23 protein-coding genes are annotated in these 23,285 nt (G+C 32.2%); 9 read left to right on the forward strand and 14 right to left on the reverse strand.

Annotated elements, in window-relative coordinates:
- The first annotated feature begins 33 nt into the window (after positions 1-33).
- The 8 genes from DZ68_RS0101820 (at position 34) to DZ68_RS0101855 (ending at position 6,638) form a co-directional block, all read left to right on the forward strand.
- Positions 34-732, forward strand: a complete 699-nt coding sequence (locus DZ68_RS0101820) for a flagellin (protein ID WP_024790588.1) — start codon at positions 34-36, stop codon at positions 730-732.
- Positions 733-904: 172 nt separating this feature from the next.
- A complete protein-coding gene (locus DZ68_RS0101825; RefSeq protein WP_024790589.1) occupies positions 905-1,687 on the forward strand; it encodes a transporter substrate-binding domain-containing protein in 783 nt (260 codons plus the stop codon).
- Between the two features lie 30 nt (positions 1,688-1,717).
- Positions 1,718-2,431, forward strand: a complete 714-nt coding sequence (locus DZ68_RS0101830) for an amino acid ABC transporter permease (RefSeq protein WP_024790590.1) — start codon at positions 1,718-1,720, stop codon at positions 2,429-2,431.
- The gene (locus tag DZ68_RS0101835) at positions 2,424-3,242 is read left to right on the forward strand and encodes an amino acid ABC transporter permease (RefSeq protein WP_024790591.1); all 819 of its coding nucleotides are present in this window, start codon (positions 2,424-2,426) and stop codon (positions 3,240-3,242) included. The genes DZ68_RS0101830 and DZ68_RS0101835 overlap by 8 nt, the downstream gene beginning before the upstream one ends.
- A gap of 8 nt (positions 3,243-3,250) precedes the next feature.
- Complete coding sequence (locus tag DZ68_RS0101840) at positions 3,251-3,994, forward strand: amino acid ABC transporter ATP-binding protein (protein WP_024790592.1); 744 nt, start codon at positions 3,251-3,253, stop codon at positions 3,992-3,994.
- Positions 3,995-4,006: 12 nt separating this feature from the next.
- Complete coding sequence (locus DZ68_RS0101845; RefSeq protein WP_024790593.1) at positions 4,007-4,807, forward strand: transporter substrate-binding domain-containing protein; 801 nt, start codon at positions 4,007-4,009, stop codon at positions 4,805-4,807.
- Positions 4,804-5,760: an amino acid ABC transporter permease gene (locus DZ68_RS0101850; RefSeq protein ID WP_024790594.1), complete on the forward strand. Its 957-nt coding sequence runs from the start codon at positions 4,804-4,806 to the stop codon at positions 5,758-5,760. The genes DZ68_RS0101845 and DZ68_RS0101850 overlap by 4 nt, the downstream gene beginning before the upstream one ends.
- Positions 5,760-6,638 carry a DMT family transporter gene (locus DZ68_RS0101855; protein WP_024790595.1) on the forward strand — a complete coding sequence of 293 codons (879 nt, stop codon included), beginning with the start codon at positions 5,760-5,762 and terminating at the stop codon, positions 6,636-6,638. Before DZ68_RS0101850 ends, DZ68_RS0101855 begins: the two co-directional genes overlap by 1 nt.
- Here DZ68_RS0101855 and DZ68_RS0101860 read toward each other — a convergent pair.
- From DZ68_RS0101860 to DZ68_RS0101925, 14 genes are all read right to left on the reverse strand, one after another.
- On the reverse strand, positions 6,635-6,928 hold the full coding sequence (locus DZ68_RS0101860) for a hypothetical protein (RefSeq protein WP_024786993.1): 294 nt from the start codon (positions 6,926-6,928) through the stop codon (positions 6,635-6,637). The genes DZ68_RS0101855 and DZ68_RS0101860 overlap by 4 nt on opposite strands.
- A 10-nt stretch (positions 6,929-6,938) precedes the next feature.
- Positions 6,939-7,490, reverse strand: a complete 552-nt coding sequence (locus DZ68_RS0101865; protein WP_024790596.1) for a DJ-1 family glyoxalase III — start codon at positions 7,488-7,490, stop codon at positions 6,939-6,941.
- A 2-nt stretch (positions 7,491-7,492) separates the two neighbouring features.
- Positions 7,493-8,014, reverse strand: a complete 522-nt coding sequence (locus DZ68_RS0101870) for a Uma2 family endonuclease (RefSeq protein ID WP_024790597.1) — start codon at positions 8,012-8,014, stop codon at positions 7,493-7,495.
- Positions 8,015-8,035: 21 nt separating this feature from the next.
- The gene (locus tag DZ68_RS0101875; RefSeq protein ID WP_024790598.1) at positions 8,036-8,743 is read right to left on the reverse strand and encodes a hypothetical protein; all 708 of its coding nucleotides are present in this window, start codon (positions 8,741-8,743) and stop codon (positions 8,036-8,038) included.
- 16 nt (positions 8,744-8,759) lie between these two features.
- Entirely contained in the window at positions 8,760-10,124 is a 1,365-nt protein-coding gene (gene hemN, locus DZ68_RS0101880; RefSeq protein WP_035908013.1) for an oxygen-independent coproporphyrinogen III oxidase, read from the reverse strand.
- A 77-nt stretch (positions 10,125-10,201) separates the two neighbouring features.
- A complete protein-coding gene (hemC, locus tag DZ68_RS0101885; RefSeq protein WP_024790600.1) occupies positions 10,202-11,077 on the reverse strand; it encodes a hydroxymethylbilane synthase in 876 nt (291 codons plus the stop codon).
- Positions 11,078-11,139: 62 nt separating this feature from the next.
- Complete coding sequence (gene hemB / locus DZ68_RS0101890; protein ID WP_024790601.1) at positions 11,140-12,123, reverse strand: porphobilinogen synthase; 984 nt, start codon at positions 12,121-12,123, stop codon at positions 11,140-11,142.
- Positions 12,124-12,179: 56 nt separating this feature from the next.
- The gene (gene hemE, locus DZ68_RS0101895) at positions 12,180-13,205 is read right to left on the reverse strand and encodes a uroporphyrinogen decarboxylase (RefSeq protein WP_024790602.1); all 1,026 of its coding nucleotides are present in this window, start codon (positions 13,203-13,205) and stop codon (positions 12,180-12,182) included.
- Positions 13,206-13,256: 51 nt separating this feature from the next.
- Entirely contained in the window at positions 13,257-14,516 is a 1,260-nt protein-coding gene (gene hemA, locus DZ68_RS0101900; RefSeq protein ID WP_024790603.1) for a glutamyl-tRNA reductase, read from the reverse strand.
- A gap of 1 nt (position 14,517) precedes the next feature.
- Positions 14,518-16,956 carry a cytochrome c biogenesis protein CcsA gene (gene ccsA / locus DZ68_RS0101905; RefSeq protein WP_024790604.1) on the reverse strand — a complete coding sequence of 813 codons (2,439 nt, stop codon included), beginning with the start codon at positions 16,954-16,956 and terminating at the stop codon, positions 14,518-14,520.
- On the reverse strand, positions 16,953-17,372 hold the full coding sequence (locus DZ68_RS0101910; protein ID WP_024790605.1) for a thioredoxin family protein: 420 nt from the start codon (positions 17,370-17,372) through the stop codon (positions 16,953-16,955). The genes ccsA and DZ68_RS0101910 overlap by 4 nt, the downstream gene beginning before the upstream one ends.
- A gap of 70 nt (positions 17,373-17,442) precedes the next feature.
- Positions 17,443-18,015: a NapC/NirT family cytochrome c gene (locus tag DZ68_RS0101915; protein ID WP_024790606.1), complete on the reverse strand. Its 573-nt coding sequence runs from the start codon at positions 18,013-18,015 to the stop codon at positions 17,443-17,445.
- A 56-nt stretch (positions 18,016-18,071) separates the two neighbouring features.
- On the reverse strand, positions 18,072-19,640 hold the full coding sequence (locus DZ68_RS0101920; RefSeq protein ID WP_024790607.1) for a sensor histidine kinase: 1,569 nt from the start codon (positions 19,638-19,640) through the stop codon (positions 18,072-18,074).
- A complete protein-coding gene (locus DZ68_RS0101925) occupies positions 19,624-20,274 on the reverse strand; it encodes a response regulator transcription factor (RefSeq protein ID WP_024790608.1) in 651 nt (216 codons plus the stop codon). Before DZ68_RS0101925 ends, DZ68_RS0101920 begins: the two co-directional genes overlap by 17 nt.
- A gap of 167 nt (positions 20,275-20,441) precedes the next feature.
- Between DZ68_RS0101925 and napA the strand changes: the two genes are divergently transcribed.
- Complete coding sequence (gene napA, locus DZ68_RS0101930; protein WP_024790609.1) at positions 20,442-23,276, forward strand: nitrate reductase catalytic subunit NapA; 2,835 nt, start codon at positions 20,442-20,444, stop codon at positions 23,274-23,276.
- Positions 23,277-23,285 lie beyond the last annotated feature (9 nt).

The raw sequence follows: 23,285 nt of genomic DNA on the forward strand, positions 1-23,285 counted from the left end.
AATATGATATAATCAATTATAAAGGAGTGGGAAATGAAAGTTCAAAACCTAACACAAAACCATATAAACAACCATTTACAAAAAATTCAAAAAGATTTAGATAAAATATCCAATCCAAATGTAGAAGAAACAGTAAACAAATTTGTAAATGATGTATTCCAAAACGATATTGATTCCAATTTACAGGAAATTAATAATTATAATGAGGCGATTGGTTTTACACAAATTGCAAACGGGGCTTTAAATTCAATCAGGGATAATTTACACGATATAAAAACACTTCAGGCTGCATTAAACAATGCCGCACTCAGTAATGATAATTTAAACATAATCGATTCCCAAATTCAAAAATATACCAAAAATATAAATAATACTTTAGAAAATACAACATATAACAATAAAAATGTTTTTGGAAGTTTTCAGTTTAACGAAATTAATATAAATACTTCCATGCCAAATTTTGATGTTGACAATCTCGATGAATTTGAAAAATCATTAAACAGTGCATTTTCAAGTATCGGAGCGGCCCAAAATGCTTTGAGAGACAAAGTCAATAATCTGTCACAAAATATAGTATCAGAATCTGCAGCTAAAGCTCAAAATGAACCGGATATGGCCAAAAAAGTTATGGATATGCAAAATGAAAAAATAAAATTAAATGCCTCTGTTTTAGCGCAGGTTCATCAAAACAGTCTAAATATAGAATATATTACATCTTTATTAAGAGATTAAAATTTTTCTTTTTTTACCGTTTAATATTTTAACACACTTCTTTTTAATTACCCGGCCTTAATTATAAATACTTATATAAACAATAATTGATTAAAATATATGCAAAAAAATTTCTTTTATTTGTCATTGTTTTGTTATAATGATTTGAAAAAAAAATTCAAAGGAGCAAAAAATGAAAAAAATACTTGCCCTGTTTGTACTTTTAGGAGTAATTTTTAGCGGTTTAAATGCTGATTTACTCCAAGATGTTCAAAAAAGAGGTGTATTAAAAGCAGGAGTGAAATATGACTTTCCACCGTTTGGTTATGTAAACGAAAAAGGTCAGGTTGTAGGTTTTGATATAGATTTGGTTAAATACATTGCAAAAAAACTCGGTGTGAAACCTGTATTTACACAGGTTACTTCAAAAACAAGAATTCCAATGGTTCAAAGCGGGACTGTAGATATTGCAGCTGCCAGTATGACCCACAAAGTAAAAAGAGATTTACCGATAGATTTTACAATCAGTTATTATTTTGACGGTCAGTCAATTATGGTTAGAAAAGATTCCACAATTAAAAACTATCATGATTTAAGCGGTAAAAAAGTCGGGGTAATTCAGGGGGCTACAAGCGGAGACAATTTAAAAAGAGTAAATCCAAAAGTTAAACTTGTATATTTCCAGGAATATCCTCAGGCTGTTATGGCATTAAAAAGAGGAAAAGTCGATGCGGTTTCAACAGATTATACATGGTGTGTAACCCAGGCTAAAAATTCACACGGTGCATTCAAAGTTGTAGGCGGAACATTTACTTTCGAACCTTACGGAATGGGAGTCAGAGAAAATGAATCAAACTTCAGAGATGCGGTAAATTTTGCAATCCAAGATGCTGTAAGGGACGGAACTTATCAAAAACTTTATATAAAATGGTTCGGAACAAAACCAAACAGACTTCCTGAAGTTTGGCCTAAATAATTTCTCCCTTTTTCGGGATAAAGGTAAATAATGGGTTATGAATTTGACTGGCATGTGTTAATTGAATATAAGCAGCTGCTAATAAATGGATTAATTACTACAATAAAACTTTCGGTTTTAGGAATTTTTTTCAGCTTTATAATTGGTTCTATCGTAGGAATCGGAAGAGCTTCCAAAAGCTTTTGGCTGAGTCTTATTTCAAGTTATTATGTTGAAAGTTTCAGGAACATTCCTTTAATTGTACAAATGTTTTTTATATATTTTACTTTCACTCTTTCACAAATTTTTCCGTTTTTAAATACATGGGGGGATTTTTTACATATAAATGACGTGGATGCATTTTTTTCAGCCCTTTTAGCGCTTATTTTATATACGGGCGCTTATATAGCGGAAGTGGTAAAAGCGGGGATACGTTCCATTCCAAAAGGGCAGTTTGAAGCTGCAAGATCTCTTGGAATGAACAGATTTCAGGTAATGTGGTATGTAATATATCCTCAGGCTGTCAGAATTATCATTCCACCTCTTACAAGCCAGTTTTTAAATTTAATAAAAAATTCTTCTTTAGCTATGACAATAGGTGTGGCGGAGCTTACTTTTTCAACGCAACAAATAGATGCTGAAACTTTTAGAGGCTTTGAAGCGGCGACAGCAGTTACAATCCTTTATATTATTTTAACTTTGAGCACTTCGTTTATAATGAATCTCATAGAAATAAAATTTTCAAAAGGCGTAAAAAATGCTTAAAAACATAGAAAATTATTTCAAAACACATAAAATAGTATTTTGGATTTTCAATATTATTGTAATTGCTGCGCTGCTTAAAATTTTTCAAATGCTTGCATACCCTGAGACCCATTACGAAGAACTTTTTACAAAAGATAACTTAAGATTTCTGTTTTTTGGAAGACCTGGGGAAATTGGAGGACTTGCCTTAACTTTTATTTTGGCTATTGTTTCAATAATTTTAAGCTTTATACTTGGTTCAATTTTTGGAATCGCGAGATGGTCTAGTATTAAATTAATTAAAATACCATCGATTTTATATATTGAAATAGTAAGGGCAACCCCGCTGCTTATGGTTATATTCTGGGTATTTTTTGCAATACCGGTATTTTCAATGAGCTTTTTTCACACTCAGGCACATGTGTCACCTACCGTTGCGGCGATAATTGCATTTACCATATTTACAAGTGCTTATGTTGCCGAAATAGTAAGAGCCGGTATAAATTCCATCCCAAAAGGACAGTTTGAAGCTGCAAAATCTCTTGGAATGAATAATTTTCAGACATTTTTTTATATAATTCTACCTCAGGCATACAGAAAAATGATACCGGCGTTTGTATCACAGTTTGTTGCACTTTTTAAAGATACGTCTCTTGCTTATACAATAGGCGTAATTGAATTTTTCAGGGCTGCAACAATTATCAATAACAGACTTTATATCAGTTTTGAAGTATTTTCTTTTGTAGCGTTGGTATATTTCAGTATAGCATTCAGTATGAGTAAATTTTCTCATCATTTAGAAAAAAAAGTTGAAAAACAGCTTAACGCATAGGAGCATAGATGGATAATGACAAAATCATTCAGATGAAAGATATTGAAAAATATTATGGAAATTTCCACGCCCTAAAGGGTGTAAATTTCGACGTAAAAAAAGGAGAAGTTGTAGTAGTCTGCGGACCGAGCGGAAGCGGAAAATCTACACTTATCAGATGTATAAACAGACTAGAAGATATTGACAGCGGAAAAATAATTATTGACGGAAAAGATTTATATCACAAAAAAACAAATATAAACAAACTCCGTCAGGAAGTTGGAATGGTTTTTCAGCATTTTAATCTTTTTCCGCATTTGACAATACTCGAAAATATTACTTTGGCTCCGGTTAAAGTAAAAAAAATGCAAAAAAAAGAAGCCGAAGAACTTGCTATGAGCCTGCTTGAGAGGGTTAAAATTCCTCATCAGGCAAACAAATACCCAAGTGAACTTAGCGGAGGTCAGAAACAAAGGGTTGCAATTGCAAGGACAATTGCAATGAAGCCTAAAATTATTCTTTTTGACGAACCGACAAGTGCACTGGACCCGGAAATGATAGGTGAAGTACTTGATGTTATGAAGGAACTCGCAAAAGAAAATTATACAATTGTGTGTGTAACCCATGAAATGGGATTTGCAAGGGAAGTGAGTGACAGAATTGTATTTATGGATGCAGGCCAGATAGTAGAAGAAAATACGCCTGAAGAATTTTTCAACACCCCTCAAACAGACAGGGCAAAAAAATTCTTAAGCGAAATCTTACATCATTAAAAGGAGATAAAAATGAAAAAATTACTATTTACGGTTTTAGCTTTGGTATCAATGGTTTTTGCTGCCGATTTTAATCTTTGGCAAAAATCCACTTTAAATCAGGTTGTAAAAAAAGGAGTTCTTAGAGTCTGTCTGGAGCCGGGTTATGTTCCTTTTGAAATGAGAGACAAACACGGAAGAATAATCGGTTTTGATGTTGATGTTGCAAAAAAAATGACTAAAGATATGGGTGTAAAACTAAAACTTGTTCCGACAGCATGGGACGGCATCATTTCTGCACTTATTACCAATAAATGTGATATCATAATGTCAGGTATGACCATTACCCAAAAAAGAAACTTAAAAGTGGCATTTACAAATCCATACTTTTTAGTCGGTCAAACGCTTCTTGTAAATAAAAAACACAAAGGTGTAAAAAGTTATAAAGATTTAGATAAAAAAGGTATGGTAATTACAACCAAACTTGGTACTACTGGAGAAATTGCGGCAAGAAAATTATTTAAACACGCCACAATCAAAACATTTGATTCAGAAAGCGCAGCCGTTCAGGAAGTATTAAACAACAGAGCCGATGCATTTATATACGATAAACCTTACAATGAACTATTTATGGCGGATAAAGGAAAAGGGAAACTTATTTTTCTTAATCAGGATTTAACATATGAACCTTTAGGATTTGCAATAAATCACGGAGACCCTGATTTTCTAAACTGGTTAAACAATTTCTTAAGACAAATCAAACATGACGGAACTTATGAAAAACTGTACAACAAATGGTTTAGACATACTGATTGGTTAAAAAGCGTTCAATGAAAAAGTCAATATTAAAAAAAAAAGAAACAGGCTTACTTTTAGCCTCTCTTTTTTATGTGTTGGTAGGATATTTTTTATATAACGCTGCAAGCAAAATAAATTATACATGGAAATGGGATATGATTCCCAAATATTTTGTATATAATGCTAAAATTCCTCTTACAGCTCCATGTGACGGAAAGCTTCAGATAAAACAAAATAAAACTGTAATAATCTGCGAAAATAAAAAAATTTATCAGTTTGATATAAATGGTTATAAATTACAATTTAAAAATGGTGAATATTTATTTCAGGATGATGAATTTGCATATAAAGAAAAATTAAAACCGGGTCCTTTTATTTTAGGAATTTGGGTAACTATTAAAATTTCAATTATTTCAATGCTTTTCGCTTTTTTAATCGGACTTATAATAGCAATAATCAGACTAAGCGGCATCCCGGCACTTGATTATATAGGCAGTTTTTATGTCACTGTAATCCGCGGAACGCCTCTTTTGGTGCAGCTGTTTATTTTTTATTTTATAGTGGCAACTATTTTTGCACTTCCGAGATTTTGGGCGGGTGTAATGAGTTTATCTATTTTTTACGGGGCTTACATTGCAGAAATTTTAAGAGGCGCAATTCAGGCGGTTGATAAAGGACAACACGAAGCGGCAATGTCGCTCGGGTTTACACCGTTTCAGAAAATGTATCTGATTATTCTGCCGCAGGCCTTAAAAAAAGCACTTCCGGCTCTTATAGGTGAGCTTATCTCATTAATAAAAGACAGTTCACTTGTATCGGTTATATCCATTACAGACCTTACAAAAGTGGGAAGAGAAATTGTTGCAAACACATTTTCTCCATTCGAAGTATGGCTCACGGTAGCTGTTCTTTATTTGATGTTAACTTCAATTTTGAGTTTTATCGGACATAAACTCGAAAAAAGAATGAAAGCGCAGGGCGGAATTTAGTGGATAGAATATTTGCAAAATATTCTGATTTTTTATTAATTTTAACAGCCTTTTTCTGGGGCTCCACTTTTATTCTAATGAAAAAGACAATAGAAGATTTACCAACGTTCTCTTTTCTTTTTGCCAGATTTTTTTTGGCATTTTTATTAATGCTTTTGATTTTTTATAAAAAAATTACTTTAAAAAAAGAAGATATTCTTGCTGCTTGTATTCTGGGATTTTTGAATTTTATAGCTTATGCCGCACAGACATATTCTCTTAATTTTGTACCTTCAAATATTGTTGCCTTCATAACAGCGTTATTTGTGGTATTTACCCCGATATTTTCTTTTCTGCTGTTTAAAAGAAACATTAAAATATATTCCATCATCGGAGTTATAATTGCAGTTATAGGATTATATCTATTAACACTAAGCGGAAAACTAATTTTTAATGTTTATGAAATTTATCCTCTTTTGTGTGCAATATTTTTCGGTATGCATGTAAGCGTAACAGATGTTTTTTCTAAAAAATACAATATTTATACACTGGTAACTTTTCAATTTTTAGTTGTTGCACTGTTAAGTTTAGTATTTGTACCGTTTGAATCTCACAAGATAAAAATCACACCCCTTGTGATTTTCGCACTTTTTATTACTTCGTTTTTTGCAACGGTATTTGCTTTTTTCGTTCAAACTTATGCCCAAAAATACACATCTCCGACAAAAACAGCGGTTATTTTCGCTTTAGAGCCGGTTACGGCTGCATTTTTTGGAATTATGTATGGAGAAAAATTAACCTTATTTCAAATATCAGGTGGTTTTTTAGTCATTTTTGCAACAATCATAAGTGAAATAGGAGATAAAATAATTAAGTTATTTAACCCCAAAAATTATTAATAAATTCTTGGGGCGATTTTTATTTCAAACAGATTTCTTTTTATATATAAATTACCGCTCATCGGATCATATTCAATCTCTTCAGGAATAAATTCATTTACTTCTTCTTTTAAATCAAAATAAATTTTCCTCTCAAAAAACCTCTCTATTACGACTTTTGAATCAAAAAATTTTCTCTCATTTCCAAAAACATATTCAATTAATGCGTCAAATTCTCTGTATTCATCAAATTCACGTATTTTTCCATGCCAGCTTTCAAGAAAATAATCCAATGCTTCAATTCCCCTCATTTTAAACTCCTTAACAAAAATCAGCCAATAATCCTGCCTTTAACTGATTATAAACTTCCTCACCTGCAAATTTTTTAACAATTTCAAGACCAAAACACATAGCTGTTCCAGGACCTTTACTTGTCAAAACATTTTTATCCTCTACAACTTTAGCATTACTTACATATCCTTCTTTTCTTATATTTCCTTCCCATCCGGGATATGCTGTGTATCTCTCTTTTAAAACTCCGGCGGTTTTAAGTGCATACGGACCTGCACATATAGCACCCACATATTTTCCTTTTTCATCCATTTCTTTTAAAAGTTTTTGAACACTCTCATCATTTGCCAGATTAATTGCACCCGGAAGTCCGCCCGGTAATACGATTAAATCCAGCTCATCTGCATTTATAAGTTCTATTTTTGTATCTGGAATTACCCTTATATTATGGGCTCCGTAAATCACATCCCCGCCGACACCGGCAACAATTACATCAAGCCCCCCTCTTCTCATTACGTCAATAAGTGAGGTTGCTTCAATTTCTTCAAACCCGTTAGCCAAAGGAACACATATTTTTGCCATTTTTACCCCCTTTTTTTAAATATTTTACCAAAATCAATCTCTATATCACAAATATCAAACTTAAATTTTTTATCTCCTTCATAAACTTTATCAAATTTTGAATTCTTTAGCTTAAATATTCTTACCTTTTCAAAATCTGGATAAACCAAAATATAATATTCAACTTTTTCTCTTTCATAAAGTTTAAATTTAATCTCCTCATCTTTATTTGCTGTTGAATCAGAAACAATTTCTACTACAATTTTTGGAGCTGTTTTTGGATATTTTTCTATTTCTTCGCAATAAATTGCAATATCCGGCCTTACAACTGTTTTTTCATCAATAATCCAGTCAAGCTCTGGATAACTCTCACACTCACACTTTTCTAATCCATTATTAAAATATTGAACTAACCTGCTCATTAACAATTGATGCTTACTTACAGGACTTGGTGCCATTGCAAAAGGATATCCTTCAATTAATTCCCAGTCACCTTTCCAGTTTTTATAATCAAAGTATGTATAGGTCGGGGGATTAAAGCTCATATTAAGCCTTTTTTTATATTATTATACCAAATTTTTAATACTAACTCTTAAAAAGGGATACTCATCAACTTTTTTATAAATTATTCCAAACGTCCCTTTAAGTTCCGGAAGTTTTTTAATTTCTTTAACCTCTCCGTCAACCTCAACTTTAAAAGATTTAATTCTGTTTGCAATAATAAACTGATGAGAGCATAAAAGTTCATTAGCCCTTATAACAAAATTGTCATCGCACGCATAAACCACACTTCCGTCAAAACTTGGAAGCCCGTCAATTTCTTCTAAATTATATTCAAAAGTTTTTTCGGTTTCTACAATTTCAGCTAAAATAAGGTCGCTTGGTTTAAAAAACTCAGGAAGTTCTATTCCACTAATTTTAAACCCTCCAAAATCTCTAAGAATTGCTAAAAAATTTTTTATATTTTCATATTTTGGATGCAATAAAACATCTCTACCCACAATTATTTCACCTATTTCAAGTTTTTTCAAATCATATTCATCAAAATTACTTTCACTCATTAAATACCCGTCATCCATATCGTCAAAATAATTTTTTACCCTTTCAGGCACTTTTTCATAGGTAAAATGTTTGGCAATTAAAGCAATAACCGCTTCTTCAGCCATCGGTTCATAAGTTATTGAATCTTTATATTTTACCGGATGCAAAAAAATATCCACATCTATTTTTTTTAAAGGCAGATTTCCTATTGAAATTTTTAATTTTTTATCCATTTTCTTCTCTCCTAATTTATACAGATTTTGAAAATACTTTTTGATTTTTCATTTTTTTAAAATATTCATCAAAAGGCAGCACTATATTTCTAATAAGCAGACTCCCCGTCCTGCTGACTTTTATTTTATTCTTGTCAATTTCAACAAGTCCCCCGTTCACAAATTCCTGCAGTTCATTTATTTCATTTTTAAATTTATCAAAAAAATTAATACCAAATTTTTCTTCAAATCTTTTTATATCAAAGCTGAAATTTGCCATCATTTCCATTATTATATATTTTCTGATTTTATCCTCTTCATTTAATATTACACCCTTGAATGTCGGGAGTTTTCCTTCATCAATTGCTTTTTCATAATTTTTCAAATCTTTATAATTTTGGAAATATGCATTTTCACTTTCACTGATGGAAGTAAGGCCGACTCCTATTAAATCAGCCCCGCCTTTTGTGGTATATCCCTGAAAATTTCTGTGAAGTTCTCCTTTTTCAATAGCTTTAAACAGTTCATCCTCAGGCTTTGCAAAATGGTCCATCCCAACCATTATATATCCGTTATTTTCAAAAAAATCTATTACATATTTGAAAATTTTTAGTTTTTCTTCAGGGGCCGGAAGGGTAGTTTCGTCTATCTTTCTCATACCTTTTTTTAGCCATGGAACGTGAGCATAATTAAACACTGCAACTCTGTCAGGATTTAACTTAATAACGAGTTCAAGCGTTTTCTTAAATGTTTCTAAGCTTTGATAAGGAAGGCCGTAAATTAAATCGATATTTATCGATTTTATTCCTGCACCCCTTGCAATGTCAACTGCTTCTTTGGTTATTTCAAAAGGCTGAATTCTGTTTACCGCTTTTTGAGTCGCCTCATTAAAATCCTGAACTCCGAAGCTGATTCTGTTTACCCCGAATTTTTTCATAACATCCATATGAGATTTAGAAAAAAATCTTGGGTCAATTTCCACACTTATTTCTGCATCACTCTCAAAATTTTTAAAATATTTATAAATCAGTTTATAAACTTCTTCTAATTCATCAGGGGTGAAAAATGTGGGTGTTCCCCCTCCAAAATGAAGCTGTCTGACAATTCTGCCTGTATCAAGATATTCACTTAATATTTCAAGCTCTTTATTTAAATATTCAATATATCTTTTTCTTTTGTCTGCTTTTGAAGTATATACAACATTGCATCCGCAAAAATAACAGGCGCTCCTGCAAAACGGCAGATGAAAATAAAGACTTACAGGTTTATCACTTTTAAATTCATTTATAATATCTTCAGGCTTTAAATCCTTAAACTCAACCGCTGTCGGATATGATGTATATCTCGGTGCGTGTCTTGAATATTTGGAGAGTTTTTCAAAATCTATTTTTTCATTTATCATTTTTTACCTTTTCACTTGGAACTTGGCTATTTGGCATCTTGGCAACTTATCACAACTCACTACTCACTACTCACTATTTATTTAAATTCCCCTGCAAACTCTTTCCCTGCATTTTCCCATTTGTCAAAGGCAATAACAACCTCTTTTTTTATTAACTTACCATTTCTTTCAAGAATTCCTTTTATTTTAATGGAATCATCAGGCATTATTTTTGCATTTACTCCCACAGGTGCATGGCATCCCATATTCAAAGTATCGACAAAATCCCTTTCTATACTGACTTCCACAAATGTTCTTAAATCATGGAGCGGCTTAACGGCTGCGATTACTTTTTCATCATTTACAGTTTCAATTCCAAGTGCCCCCTGCCCCATTGCCGGAATAATTAAATCTGTATCAATAATTTCTAAATATTTAACAGATTTTTTAAGCCCGAGTCTTTTGATTCCGGCATGAGCCAAAATTATTCCGTCATATTCACCGTTTTTTAATTTATTGATTCTTGTATCAACATTTCCTCTTAAATCACTGATTATTAAATCATCTCTGAAAGCTTTAATCTGCATAGCACGTCTAATTGAACTGGTTCCTACAACCGCATTAAAAGGTAAATCAGCAAGTGTTTCAAATGTTTCACTTAAAAAAACATCTTCAACTGCTTCTCTTTTAGGAACGGCGGCAAGAGTAAAATGTTCCCTGTCATACTCGGTTGGAAAATCTTTAAGAGAATGTACAGCAATCTGGGCTTCTCCTCTTAAAAGGGCTTCTTCAACCTCTTTAATAAAAAGTCCTTTTCCTCCAATTTCAGTTAAAGGCTTATCTAAAATTTTATCCCCTGTAGTGGTCACAATTTTTAAACTTACCTCATGACCCAGATTTTCAAGCCTTTTCTTTACCCATTCAGCCTGCCAAAGAGCCAGCTTACTACCTCTGGTTGCAATTATTAATTTCATTTACATCCTTTAATTTTTTTGCAAATTATACAATTTTTTAATTTTATATTCTTCATCTTCCATTATCCATTTAATATTTTAGCCGCATCTTTACTGTGATAACTTATAATCATATCGGCCCCTGCTCGTTTAAATCCGGTTAAAATTTCCATCATTAATGCTTCATAATCCATCCAACCGTTCATACTTGCCGCTTTTACCATGGAATATTCTCCGCTCACATTATAAACACAAAGAGGTTTCAGTGTATTTTCTTTAACCGTTTTTATAATATCCATAAAGCTAAGAGCCGGTTTTACCATTAGAATATCAGCACCCTGAGCTTCATCTATTAAGCTTTCAAGCAGAGCCTCCCTTGCGTTTGCCGTATCCATTTGATATGTTTTTCTATTTTTTGGAAGATATTCGTTTGCGACAGGTGCACTCTCGGCCGCATCCCTGAACGGTCCGTAAAATGCGCTTGCAAATTTGGTTGAATAACTCATAATCGGAATATGTGAAAAACCGTTATTATCAAGAGCATCTCTTAAAGTAATAACAATATCATCCATCATACCGCTCGGTGCTATCATATCTGCACCCGCCTTGGCATGAATTAGTGCCTGTTTTGCGCTGATTTCAAGAGTCGCCTCGTTATCAACAGTTTTTAGTTTCGGGTTAATTATTCCACAGTGCCCGTGATCTGTAAATTCACAAAAACATAAATCTGTAATAATGGCTATTTTATTTCCAAACATTTCTTTGGCTTTTCTTACACTTCTTGCAATCAGCCCTTCTTCGCTTAAAGCATCGCTTCCGCATGAATCTTTTAGTTTTGGGATTCCAAACAAAATTACGGCTTTTATTCCAAGGTTTATACACTCATTTATTTCATCCAAAAAAGCATTTTCCCCGTTTTGATAAATTCCCGGCATTGAAGGAATTTCATTTTTACCATCAAGCCCCTCTTTTATAAAAACAGGCATAATTAAATCATTTTTTGTAATATAGTTTTCCCTTACCAAATCCCTGATATTAGCATTAAGTCTTAATCTTCTTAAATTCATTTATTCTCCTTTTTCACTGTACATTTTATTTTTCTTAATCCTTATTCCTAAATCCTTCATCCTCTTTTTAACGTAATTTCTTTACATAAATCCACAAAATATTTAGCATTATCCACAGGCACATCCGGTAAAATTCCGTGCCCCAAATTGAATATATGCCTGTGTCCTTGCATTGTATTAGCAATTTTTTCAACAGCCTCTTTTGTTGCACTTTTTGAATAAAGACGCGTCGGCTCCATATTTCCCTGGAGCGTATAATTGTCTTTAAAAATACCTAACACGTAATCTATAGGAGTGTTCCAGTCAACCCCCAATACATCAAAATCCCCGTCCATATCACCCATATATAAACCTACACCTTTAGAAAACAAAATAACGGGTATATTTAGATATTTTTCTTTTAATTCTTTTGAAATTGTTTTCATATAATTCCAGGAAAATTCAAAAAATTTATCCCTCTCAAGCGCACCGCCCCAGCTGTCAAAAACCATTACGGCGTTCGCTCCGGATTCAATCTGATTTGAAAGATATTCAATTAATTCTCTGGTGTTAAAAGCTAATAGTCTATGAAGCATCATAGGATTTGTATAAACCATTCTTTTTATTTTTGCATATTGTTTACTTCCTTTTCCTTCCACCATATATGTGGCAATTGTCCAGGGACTCCCGCAAAATCCAATTAAAGCTTTTTCTTTACTGAGTTCACTTCTTATTATTTTTACCGCTTCATACACATAAGATATTTTTTTATCCGCATTAGAATCAAGTCTGTCTATGTCTTCTTCAGAATCTATAGTTTTGTCAAAAACGGGACCAACACCTTTTTCGAATCTTAGAGGTAAACCCATTTCCATTGGAAGATTAAGTATATCGCTAAATAAAATAGCAGCGTCCACATCAAGCCTTTTTACAGGCTGGATGGTAACTTCAGCGGCAATTTCAGGATTTTTTGTCATATCCAAAAAATTACCTACTTTTTTTCTTATTTCCATATATTCAGGCAAATACCTGCCGGCCTGTCTCATCATCCAAACTGGTGTATATGAAGTTTCTTTTCCAAAACATGCATCAATAAAAATCATCTTATTCCTTTCATTATTTTTCACTACTCACTAGTCACCACCCACAAATCACTATTTAAGTATTCCCTTATCCATATGATAATCACATTTGTTTATATCTAAAAATTCACCTTTTATTCCGAAAAGTCTTTTTATTGCCGAAACCAAAATATCTGCTTCCGGAGAATCTGCCATTTTTCTAAGAGTGATATTAGGATTATGTAAAAATCTTTTAAAAGCGTTATGTAAAACTTTTTCTATCTCTTTTTCGTATTCTTCAGGCACATATTTTTTCTTTATAGCATTATTCAAGGCCAAATCGGCACATTCTTTTGATTTGGTCTGCAAGAATTTTATAACCGGTTCAATTGATACTGACTGAAGATATTTATAAAATTCAACAACGCATTTTTCTATTAAATCATTTGCAAAAACAAGTTCTTTTTTTCTTTTTTTCAAATTTTTTTCTGATATATTTTTCAAATCATCGACTTTAATTATTTCTATGGCTTCATTTTCTATTGTTTCTATATCGCAGGGAATTGCCAAATCAAACCAGATTCTTAAATAATTGGTATTTTTTATATATTCTTTTTTTATAATTGGATCTTTTGATGAAGTAGCTGAAAAAAGAAGCCTGTAGTTGTTTATAAGTTTTGGCAGTTTTTCCAAAGGGTGTACATCTATATTTACATCTTCCCCCAATTCCTCTTTAAGGACAAATGCGTTTTCAATTGTTCTATTTACCAAAATTATATTAACGCCTTCTTTTATCAAATTTTTGCATACAATTTTGGAGGTATCACCCACTCCCACAACAACAGCGGAATAACCGCTTAAATTATCGAGTCTGTCTTTTGCTTTTTTTACGGCAATAGATGCCACAGAAATAGGTTCTTCTGAAATTTGTGTCTGATTTCTGACTTTTTTTGCACATTTAAAAGAAAAATGAATAAGTCTTGTCAAATCCTGCGTCATATAATGTTTTTCATAAGCTTTTAAAAAAGCTTCCTTAAGCTGCCCGGTAATCTGGGCTTCGCCTACAACCATCGAATCCAGACTTGCAGCAACCCTGAAAGTATGCCTTATGGCATCTCTACCTTCATAAATTTCGGCACTGGTAAATTCTTCTTTTGTAATTACCTTTGAAAAAGCTTTTTCAAACAGCTCATTCAAATCTCTTTTTTGATCAAAAAAGACTTCGAATCTGTTACAGGTGCTGAGAATCATAACTTCTTTAAAATCTGTAAAATCTTCCAGTGTCAAATTGGAAAGTCTTCCCCTTAAGCCTATATCAGAATTTCTGTAATTAAAACTTATTATAAAATACATTTTAAGTCTTTGGCGAATATTCGTTTTTTTCTATTTTAAGCGGCTTGTTTATTTTTTGATACAGCTCCATTCCAAGCCCTAAAATCACCACTGCAAACCAGGCACCCATTCCGGCAAAAATAATATTAATCCACCCGTATCCGTTTACCACTTCCTGACCATAACTGTGAAGTCCCTGGGCAATATAGAAATTTACTCCGAAATATGTCATTAAAATAAAGAAAAAGCTCAAAAACGCCAATAATGAAAAAATAAATTCACCTCTGAGTTTTGGCATCATTTTAGCATGAATAACAAGTGCGTAAACAACCATTGAGATTAAACTCCATGTTTCTTTCGGATCCCAGCTCCAATATCTTCCCCAGCTTTCATTTGCCCAGACAGCGCCAAGAAATGTTCCGACACTGAGCAAAGCCAAACCTATATATAAAGCGATATAAATGATATTATTGAATTCCTTAATTTGTTTTTTAAGTTTTTCTTTGTTAATAGCAAACAAAACAAGATTAAGAAGACCCAGCATCGCTCCGACTGCTAGAAATCCGTAACTAGAGGTAATCACCGCCACATGAACCAAAAGCCAGTATGATTTTAATACCGGAACAAGATTTGTAATTTGAGGATCTATATTATTTAAATGCGCAACCATCATAAACATACCTGCTACAAAAAGGCCGGCACCAAGTGCGAGCATTGATTTTCTAAAGAAAACAAGTGATGCAAAAGCGGCGCCCCATGCGATAAATATAATTGATTCATATGCATCAGACCAGGGGGCATGCCCTGCTACATACCATCTAAGCCCCATATTAAATGTATGAAGTAAAAGAGCCAGTGCACCCAAAGTCACAAAAATAAGTTCGGTTTTCTGATATTTTTTAAGTCTTAAAACTTCAATAAATCCTAAAATTATAATAATGAGCCCAAGTGTTGAATAAATTCCTATAAGCATAGGAAAAATTTGTAAATGATTGTATTTAATTTCCCATTCTATTCTGTTTTTGGAAGGAAGTATATCGGGTGTATATGTTTTTTGAAATTCATATATTTCATTAGAAGCTTTTTTTACTCCGTTTAAATTAAATTCTTTTATATTCTTTACCAGCGAATTAAAGCTGTTTAAATAAGCCCTGGCACTGAAAGGATCCATCATCCCCTTTGTTACACTCTCTTCTATCTGATAAGGCGAAAACCAGGTATTATTCATTTTTTTTGAATTCGGTGTTGGAAAAATTTTAAAAATCTGGGCAGTGTAAACCATAAAGGATACATAAACCCTTTCGTTTATTTTTATCCATTCCCTGTCTAACTGTGTTTTTTGAATATCTGGTGTATCAAAAGCCTTATTCACCTCTTTTGTAAATTTAAAATTCCCGTTAGGTAAAAAGAAATCTATATAAGGAGCGTATTTACCTTTTATATGCAAGAGTTTTCTTATTTTAGGATGACCTATATAAATAAGGGGCAGTTTTTGAAACTTTTCTGGAAACGCCAGCATTCCCATAACTAGCTGATTATAATCCATTCCCATTAATTTATATTTTCTTGCAATTTTATGGGCTATATCCAAATCCAGCGTATCCATAGGCTCAATTCTTCCGCTTTTTTGCACCAAAATTCTCTCCCATACAGGTTCAACGGATTTGGATTTTTGTATATAAGAATTAAGGTCAAACGCTTTGGCCGAATGCGGAAGCATTAAAAATACTAACAATGAAAAAAGACCCCCTGTTTTTAATTTTTTAACGGTGATTTGAAATCTGCTTTTTTTATAAAGCATACTTGCTAAAAATCCTATTGCCATTAACAGATATCCGAGATATGTAACATACATTCCGGGGTCGTGATTGACTGAAAGTATACTTCCGCCTCCGTCCGGGTCATAACTTGCCTGATAAAATCTATATCCTTTATAAACTAAAATATGATTCATATAAATATGATAATGAAATTTTTTATTACCATCTATTATTGTTACATAACTGTCATAACTGCTAGGCTGCATACTTCCCGGATAATGTTTTAAAACAAATTTATCAAGCCTTACCCTAAAGCCCAAATCCTTAATTTCAATATCAGTAGGTTTGGCCCTGTTTTTAATAACGGTTATTTGATTTGCACTTTGCCCGTTTCTTAAATGTAAATTTCCCTCATATCCAAAATATCTTGTAATCCCGGCTCCGAGTAAAATAACAATTACCGAGAGATGAAGAAGGAATATAGGAGTCTTTTTATAAGTTTTATATCTGAACATTACCCCTGTTAAATTAATTCCAAGAAGCCACATAATAAGTTCAAACCATTTGGTCCCGTAAACATACTGCCAGGCTTCAAGATCCGTTTTCAAAAAGGTTGCAGCCCCCATCGCAACTATAAATATCAAAGAAAGAACCACCGCTAATTCAATAGAAAAGAAAAAATTGTATATTTTTTTTATCATTTACCAGCCTTATATTTTTGATTTACATACTGAAGAATTTTTAAAAACGTTTGAGGAGGTCTCGCGCCTATCATCCTGTAATAAAGTTCCCCGTTTGGTTTGATAAATAATATTGTAGGGGTTGAACCTGTAAAATAATTTTGAACTATCAAAGGCAAATTATCCTGATCCGCCAGATAAAACACCGGAACAAAATTTTTATTAATAAAACCGGCCACTTTATCATTTGTATAAACATTTGCAGCAAGATACCTGCATGGGGGGCAGTTTGTAAGTGATACATCAACCATAATCAGTTTATGCTCTTGGGAGGCAACATTTTTTGCCGCATTAAAACCCATTGCCCAATTGACTTTTCCGCTCCATTCAAACGCAAAAGCAAAAACAGCAACAATTAAAAACAACCATTTTTTCATTTAATTTCCTTTTTTTCTGTATTGTAACAAAAAAATTATATGAATACTGATTAAGTATATAAAAAAGAAATTATTCCGATTTCTCGGAAGATAAATTTTCTAAAAGATTAGGATGGGCAAAATTAGGCATTGTATAATCGTTATGGCATTTTACACAGCTGACTTTTTTGCCATTTTCCTTAACATTCCAATAATAAATTTTATGAATTTTTTGAATATTATCATCAAGTCCGACAACGTGGTTTTTATCTTTTAGCTCTTCTATTCCCTTATGACAGTGAAGACATGCATTATCATATACATAATGATGCATTTCCCAAAAATTTTCTTTAAAATCAACTTTTTTAATTAATCCAAAATGTGCCATTGCATCTCTTGTACCGCTAATTCCTTTTGTAACCAAATAAGAAATTATACTTGCATGAGAGAGGTGACAATCAGTACAGTGATGAGCTGAAAATCCATAAGGGTTATTTCCTCCATGCACACTGAATTCAAAACTGCTAACTTCCGGTTTCATTTCATGACAGCTTGCACAAAACTGAGGTGTTCCTGTAACATCCACCATCACCGCTGCAAAATAAGAAATTCCAATTCCGATAATAGCACCTATTATTAATGCGCCGATTGTAGCTTTTTTCATTGATTTCCTTTTTTTTATTGATATTATATATAAATTTCGTGCTTAAAAAGTGCTTTTTAAATTTTTATAACAAAAACCGCTCCGTTATTTGAATTATAAGCATTCAAATTACCGTTAAAATGTTTTGTAATAATAATTTTACTCATATAAAGCCCTATACCCGTTCCCTGGGACTGAAATTTGGTTGTAAAATAAGGTTCAAAAATTTTATCCATTATATCTTTTCTTATACCCCCCGCATTATCCTCTATTTCTAAATTATCATCTATTTTAATCCAAATCTTTTTATTTTTTATATTCCTTTCATTCAAAACGTCTATTGCATTATTTAAAATATTCATAATTACCTGTAAAAATTCATTTTTAAATCCTATAATGTTTTTTTCTTTTTTTTCAATTAATTCCACATCGATATTGTAATTTTTAAGTCTTCCTTCCAACAAAAACAGAACTTCTTTAACAGATTCATTAACATTAAATTCTTTTCTTTCTTTATCTTCTTTAAAAAAGTTCCTGAAATCGTCTATCGTTTTAGACATGTATTCTATCTGTTTAATTGCCTTATTTTTAAAATTTTGGATATATTTTTCATCTATTTTATTTTTTTTATATGCTATTTCAATATTTTGAATAAGCAGCGAAAGATGTGTTAAAGGGTGCCTCCACTGATGCGCAATATTTCCAAGCATCTCTCCCAAAGCCGCAAGTTTGGACTGTTGCATTAAAAGCTGCTCATTCTCTTTTACTTTTGCCACTTCTTTATTTATTTTTTTATCAAGTTCGTTATAATAATTGTATAAAGGTCTTGAAAAGAATATTCCGAGAGGAACTGCGACAAAAACAGATAAAATCATCATAACAATTGCCAGTTTTTTGGAGATTTCACTTGTTTCACGAATTAATTTCTTGTTCTGTAAAAAAATAACGTTATATTTGTCATTAAAATTCAGCACATAAATATCATTACTTATAAACCCCTGGGATTTTTTCATTAAATCTACAACAGGGTATCCGTATATGTCATATATATATTTGGCATTTGTAAAATCGCTGTAATAGATTTTTCCTTTTTTATCTATAACTATAATGTTAAACATATCGTTATATTTTTCAAAAATATTTTTATATTTATAAACAATATTTAAAACTTTATTTTTAAGAGGCACCGAAATATTAAAAACAACATTATGATTTTTTATATTTTCTTTTAAAATCAAAGTTTTTAATTTCGGTTTTTGTGATTGATTTATTGAACACACTATAGAATTATTTTTTTTACAATAAATATTTTTATTGTTTTGTATAAGAGAAATTTTATATATATTGTCATCACTTGAAAGGATAAGTTTAAAAATCCCAAAAAGCAGATTTTCATTAATATTAAATTCACTTGAAATTAATGGACTTTTTGATATTGCAACAGCCTTATTTACAGCTTTTTGTTTTTTTATTTTATAGTCTTTTACCAAATTTTTGACATATAAAATAACATTCTGCTGAAAATTTTCATTTTCTATGTTTGTAAAAAAATATATACTTATATATATAACAACAATAATTATCAAAAAGGCAAATAAAGCAAAGGCTATTGTTAAATCAAACTTAAATTCACTGTTTTTTTTCAATTTTATATCCGCATCCTCTTACATTTTTAATAAAATTTTCTTTTAATTTGCTCCTTAATTTTTTAACCTGTGTTCTTAAAGTATTCTCACAAATAACTTTTTCTTCCCAGACATAATCTTTAATTGTTTCGGAATCTACAACATTATTAATATTTTTAACCAAAATTTCTAAGAAATATTTTTCATTGGGGGTAAGTTCCACTTCTTTACCATTATAAAAAAGTTTTAATTTTTTTATATCAAATGAATAATTTGCTGTAATTTTTATCCTGTCCGTTTTTTTGAAAACAAGCCTTTTGATTCTCACTTCAAGCTCTTTTAAATCAAAAGGTTTTTTTATATAATCGGCAGCACCGATATTAAAGGCTTTTTCAATATGTTCTACATCTGAATAAGCGGTTATAAAAATCACCGGTGTTGAAGAAGAATAATTTTTTAATTCCTTATAAAATTCATATCCGTTCATTTTGGGCATATTTATATCCAATAAATATATATCATAATGCTCGGGATAAATCTTTTCAAGTGCCCCTTTGGGAGTTGAATAATAATCGACCTTACTACCATTCATTTCAAAATATTCTTTTATACTCTCACCTATAAATTCATCATCTTCAACCAATAATATTTTCATTTTTTTCCTTCTTTAAAAATTTATTTAATTTTATCATAAAAAGTGCCTATAAAGTGCCGTAAATGTGCCTATAAAGTGCCTTAAAATTAAATTTATTATAAAAATATAAAACATTTTTATCAATAAGTTGTATCATTTTAGTGTTAAAAAGCGAAAAAGGAGTGCTTATGTCAATGACAAGAAGAGATTTTTTAAAAACAACTGCCGCAGTGGCAGCGGCTAGTGCAGCTGGAATTACTGTTCCGGAAGAATTAAAAGCACAGGCCGAAACAAGTGAAGAAGGATGGCAATGGGATAAAGCCGTATGCCGTTTCTGTGGAACCGGATGCGGTATTATGGTTGCTACAAAAGGAGGAAAAATCGTTGCTGTAAAAGGTGACCCTGAAGCTCCAGTAAACAGGGGTATTAACTGTATTAAAGGTTATTTTAATGCAAAAATTATGTATGGTGCAGACAGACTAACTCAGCCGCTACTAAGGCTTGATGAAAATGGAAATTTCAGCAAAAATGCCCCGTTTAGACCGGTCAGCTGGAAAAGGGCATTTGATGAAATGGAAAAACAATTCAAAAAATATTACAATAAATACGGACCAACAAGTGTAGGAATTTTCGGTTCCGGTCAATATACAATTGAAGAAGGATATGTATCAAGTAAATTGGTAAAAGGTGGATGGAGAAGTAATAATCTTGATCCTAATGCAAGACACTGTATGGCAAGTGCCGTTGTCGGATTTTATCAAACATTCGGTATTGACGAACCGGCAGGATGTTATGATGATATAGAACTTACCGACACAGTAATAACCTGGGGTGCAAATATGGCCGAAATGCATCCGATTCTTTGGAGTAGAGTTAGTGATGCGAAATTAAACAATCCTGATAAATATAAAGTAGTTAATCTTTCTACTTACAGAAACAGATGTTCAAATCTTGCAGATATGGAAATAATTTTTAGACCTAATACAGATTTAGCAATTATGAACTATATAGGTAGAGAAATTCTCCATAGAAATGCAGTAAATTGGGATTTTGTAAAAAAATACACAATCTTTGCAACAGGAACGGTTGATACCGGTTATGGTATGAGAGAACCAAGTGTTGCTCAAAAATTAGACTATTCAAACAAAGAAATGCAAACAATTAAAAAACAGGCTGCAAAAGTGGTAACTGATGAAGAAGCAGTGGCACTTAGCGCAATAGGTAAATGGAAAGCCGGTGATATAATGGAAATGAAACACAGAAAAGGACATGCACCGTTTTTCCATTGGGAAATAACTTTTGATGAATTTAAAAAAGCGGTTGAACCTTATACACTTGATTATGTGGCAAGTGTTGCAAAAGGAGACCCTGACGAAAGCATTGAAAGTTTTAAAGCAAAACTAAAAAAATTAGCTGATTTATATATTGACCCAAACAGAAAAGTAGTATCTTTCTGGACAATGGGATTCAATCAACATGTAAGAGGTAGCTGGATTAACGAAATTGTGTATATGGTTCATTTACTTCTTGGAAAACAATCAATTCCAGGAAGCGGAGCATTTTCTCTAACCGGTCAGCCAAGTGCATGTGGTACAGCTAGAGAAGTTGGAACATTTGCCCACAGACTCCCAGCAGACTTACTTGTAGCAAATCCAAAACACAGAAAAATAACTGAAAAATTATGGAAAATTCCAGAAGGGACAATTAATCCAAAAGTAGGTTTCCATTTCGTAAAAATGATGAGAGAACTTGAATCTGGTAACCTTAAATGGTCATGGACTATGGTATGTAATCCTTGGCAAGATACTGCAAACGCAAACCATTGGATAAAAGCGGCAAGAACTATGGATAACTTTATTATCGTATCAGACAGTTATCCTGGAGTATCTGCAAGAGTGGCAGATTTAGTATTGCCTAGTGCTATGATTTATGAAAAATGGGGGGCTTACGGTAATGCAGAAAGAAGAACACAACACTGGAGACAACAGGTTGTAGCTCCGGGAATAGCAATGCCAGATTTATGGCAAATGACAGAATTTGCAAAAAGATTTAAATTAAAAGAAGTATGGCACAAATGGAAACTTCCAGATGGAACTGTTTTACCAGACATATTAGAAGAAGCTAAAAGAATGGGATATTCTCCAGATGATACATTATTTGATGTATTGTTCAACAGAGAAGAATACCGCAAAAACTTCCCATGGCCAGACCCAATTGCTAAAAATCCTCAAACAGGAAAACTTCATCCAAACACTGAAGCAGCAAATGACGGTAGAGAAATTATCGGAACTGACGGTAAACCGTTTAATGGATACGGTTTCTTTATTCAAAAAGCAATGTGGGAAGAATATAGATTATTCGGTATGGGAAGAGGTCACGACTTAGCTGATTTTGACACATATCAAAAAGTAAGAGGTCTAAGATGGCCGGTTGTTAACGGAAAAGAGACAAAATGGAGATTTAACACTGAATATGACCCATATGCAAGAAAATTTGCAAAACCTGGTGAAAAATTTGCATTTTACGGACCACTATTAAAAACAATTAAAAGAGGTAACTTACAACACCCTATTGCTTCTATGGGTAAAGTTCATTTACCGAATAAAGCAAAAATTTTCTTCAGACCGTTTATGGTTCACCCGGAAGATCCTAAATATGATACTGAAGGTTATAAATTCTGGTTATGTACTGGAAGAGTTCTAGAACAATGGCACACTGGGACTATGACTATGAGGGTTCCTGAATTATATAGAGCAATGCCAGAAGCACTCTGTTATATGAATCCAAAAGATGCCAAAGCTCTAGGTTTACAAAGATTTGATTTGGTTGTAATTGAAAGCAGACGTGGAAAAGTAAAAGCAAGAATTGAAACAAGAGGTAGAAACAAACCTCCAAGAGGCCTTGTGATGCTTCCTTGGTTTGATGAAAAAATATTAATCAATAAAGTTTGTTTAGATGCAACTTGTCCTATGAGTAAAGAGACTGACTATAAAAAAGCAGCAGTTAAAATATATAAAGCATAAAGGCAAAAA

The organism is Lebetimonas sp. JS085 (assembly GCF_000523295.1).
Taxonomy (GTDB): Bacteria; Campylobacterota; Campylobacteria; order Campylobacterales; family Nautiliaceae; genus Lebetimonas.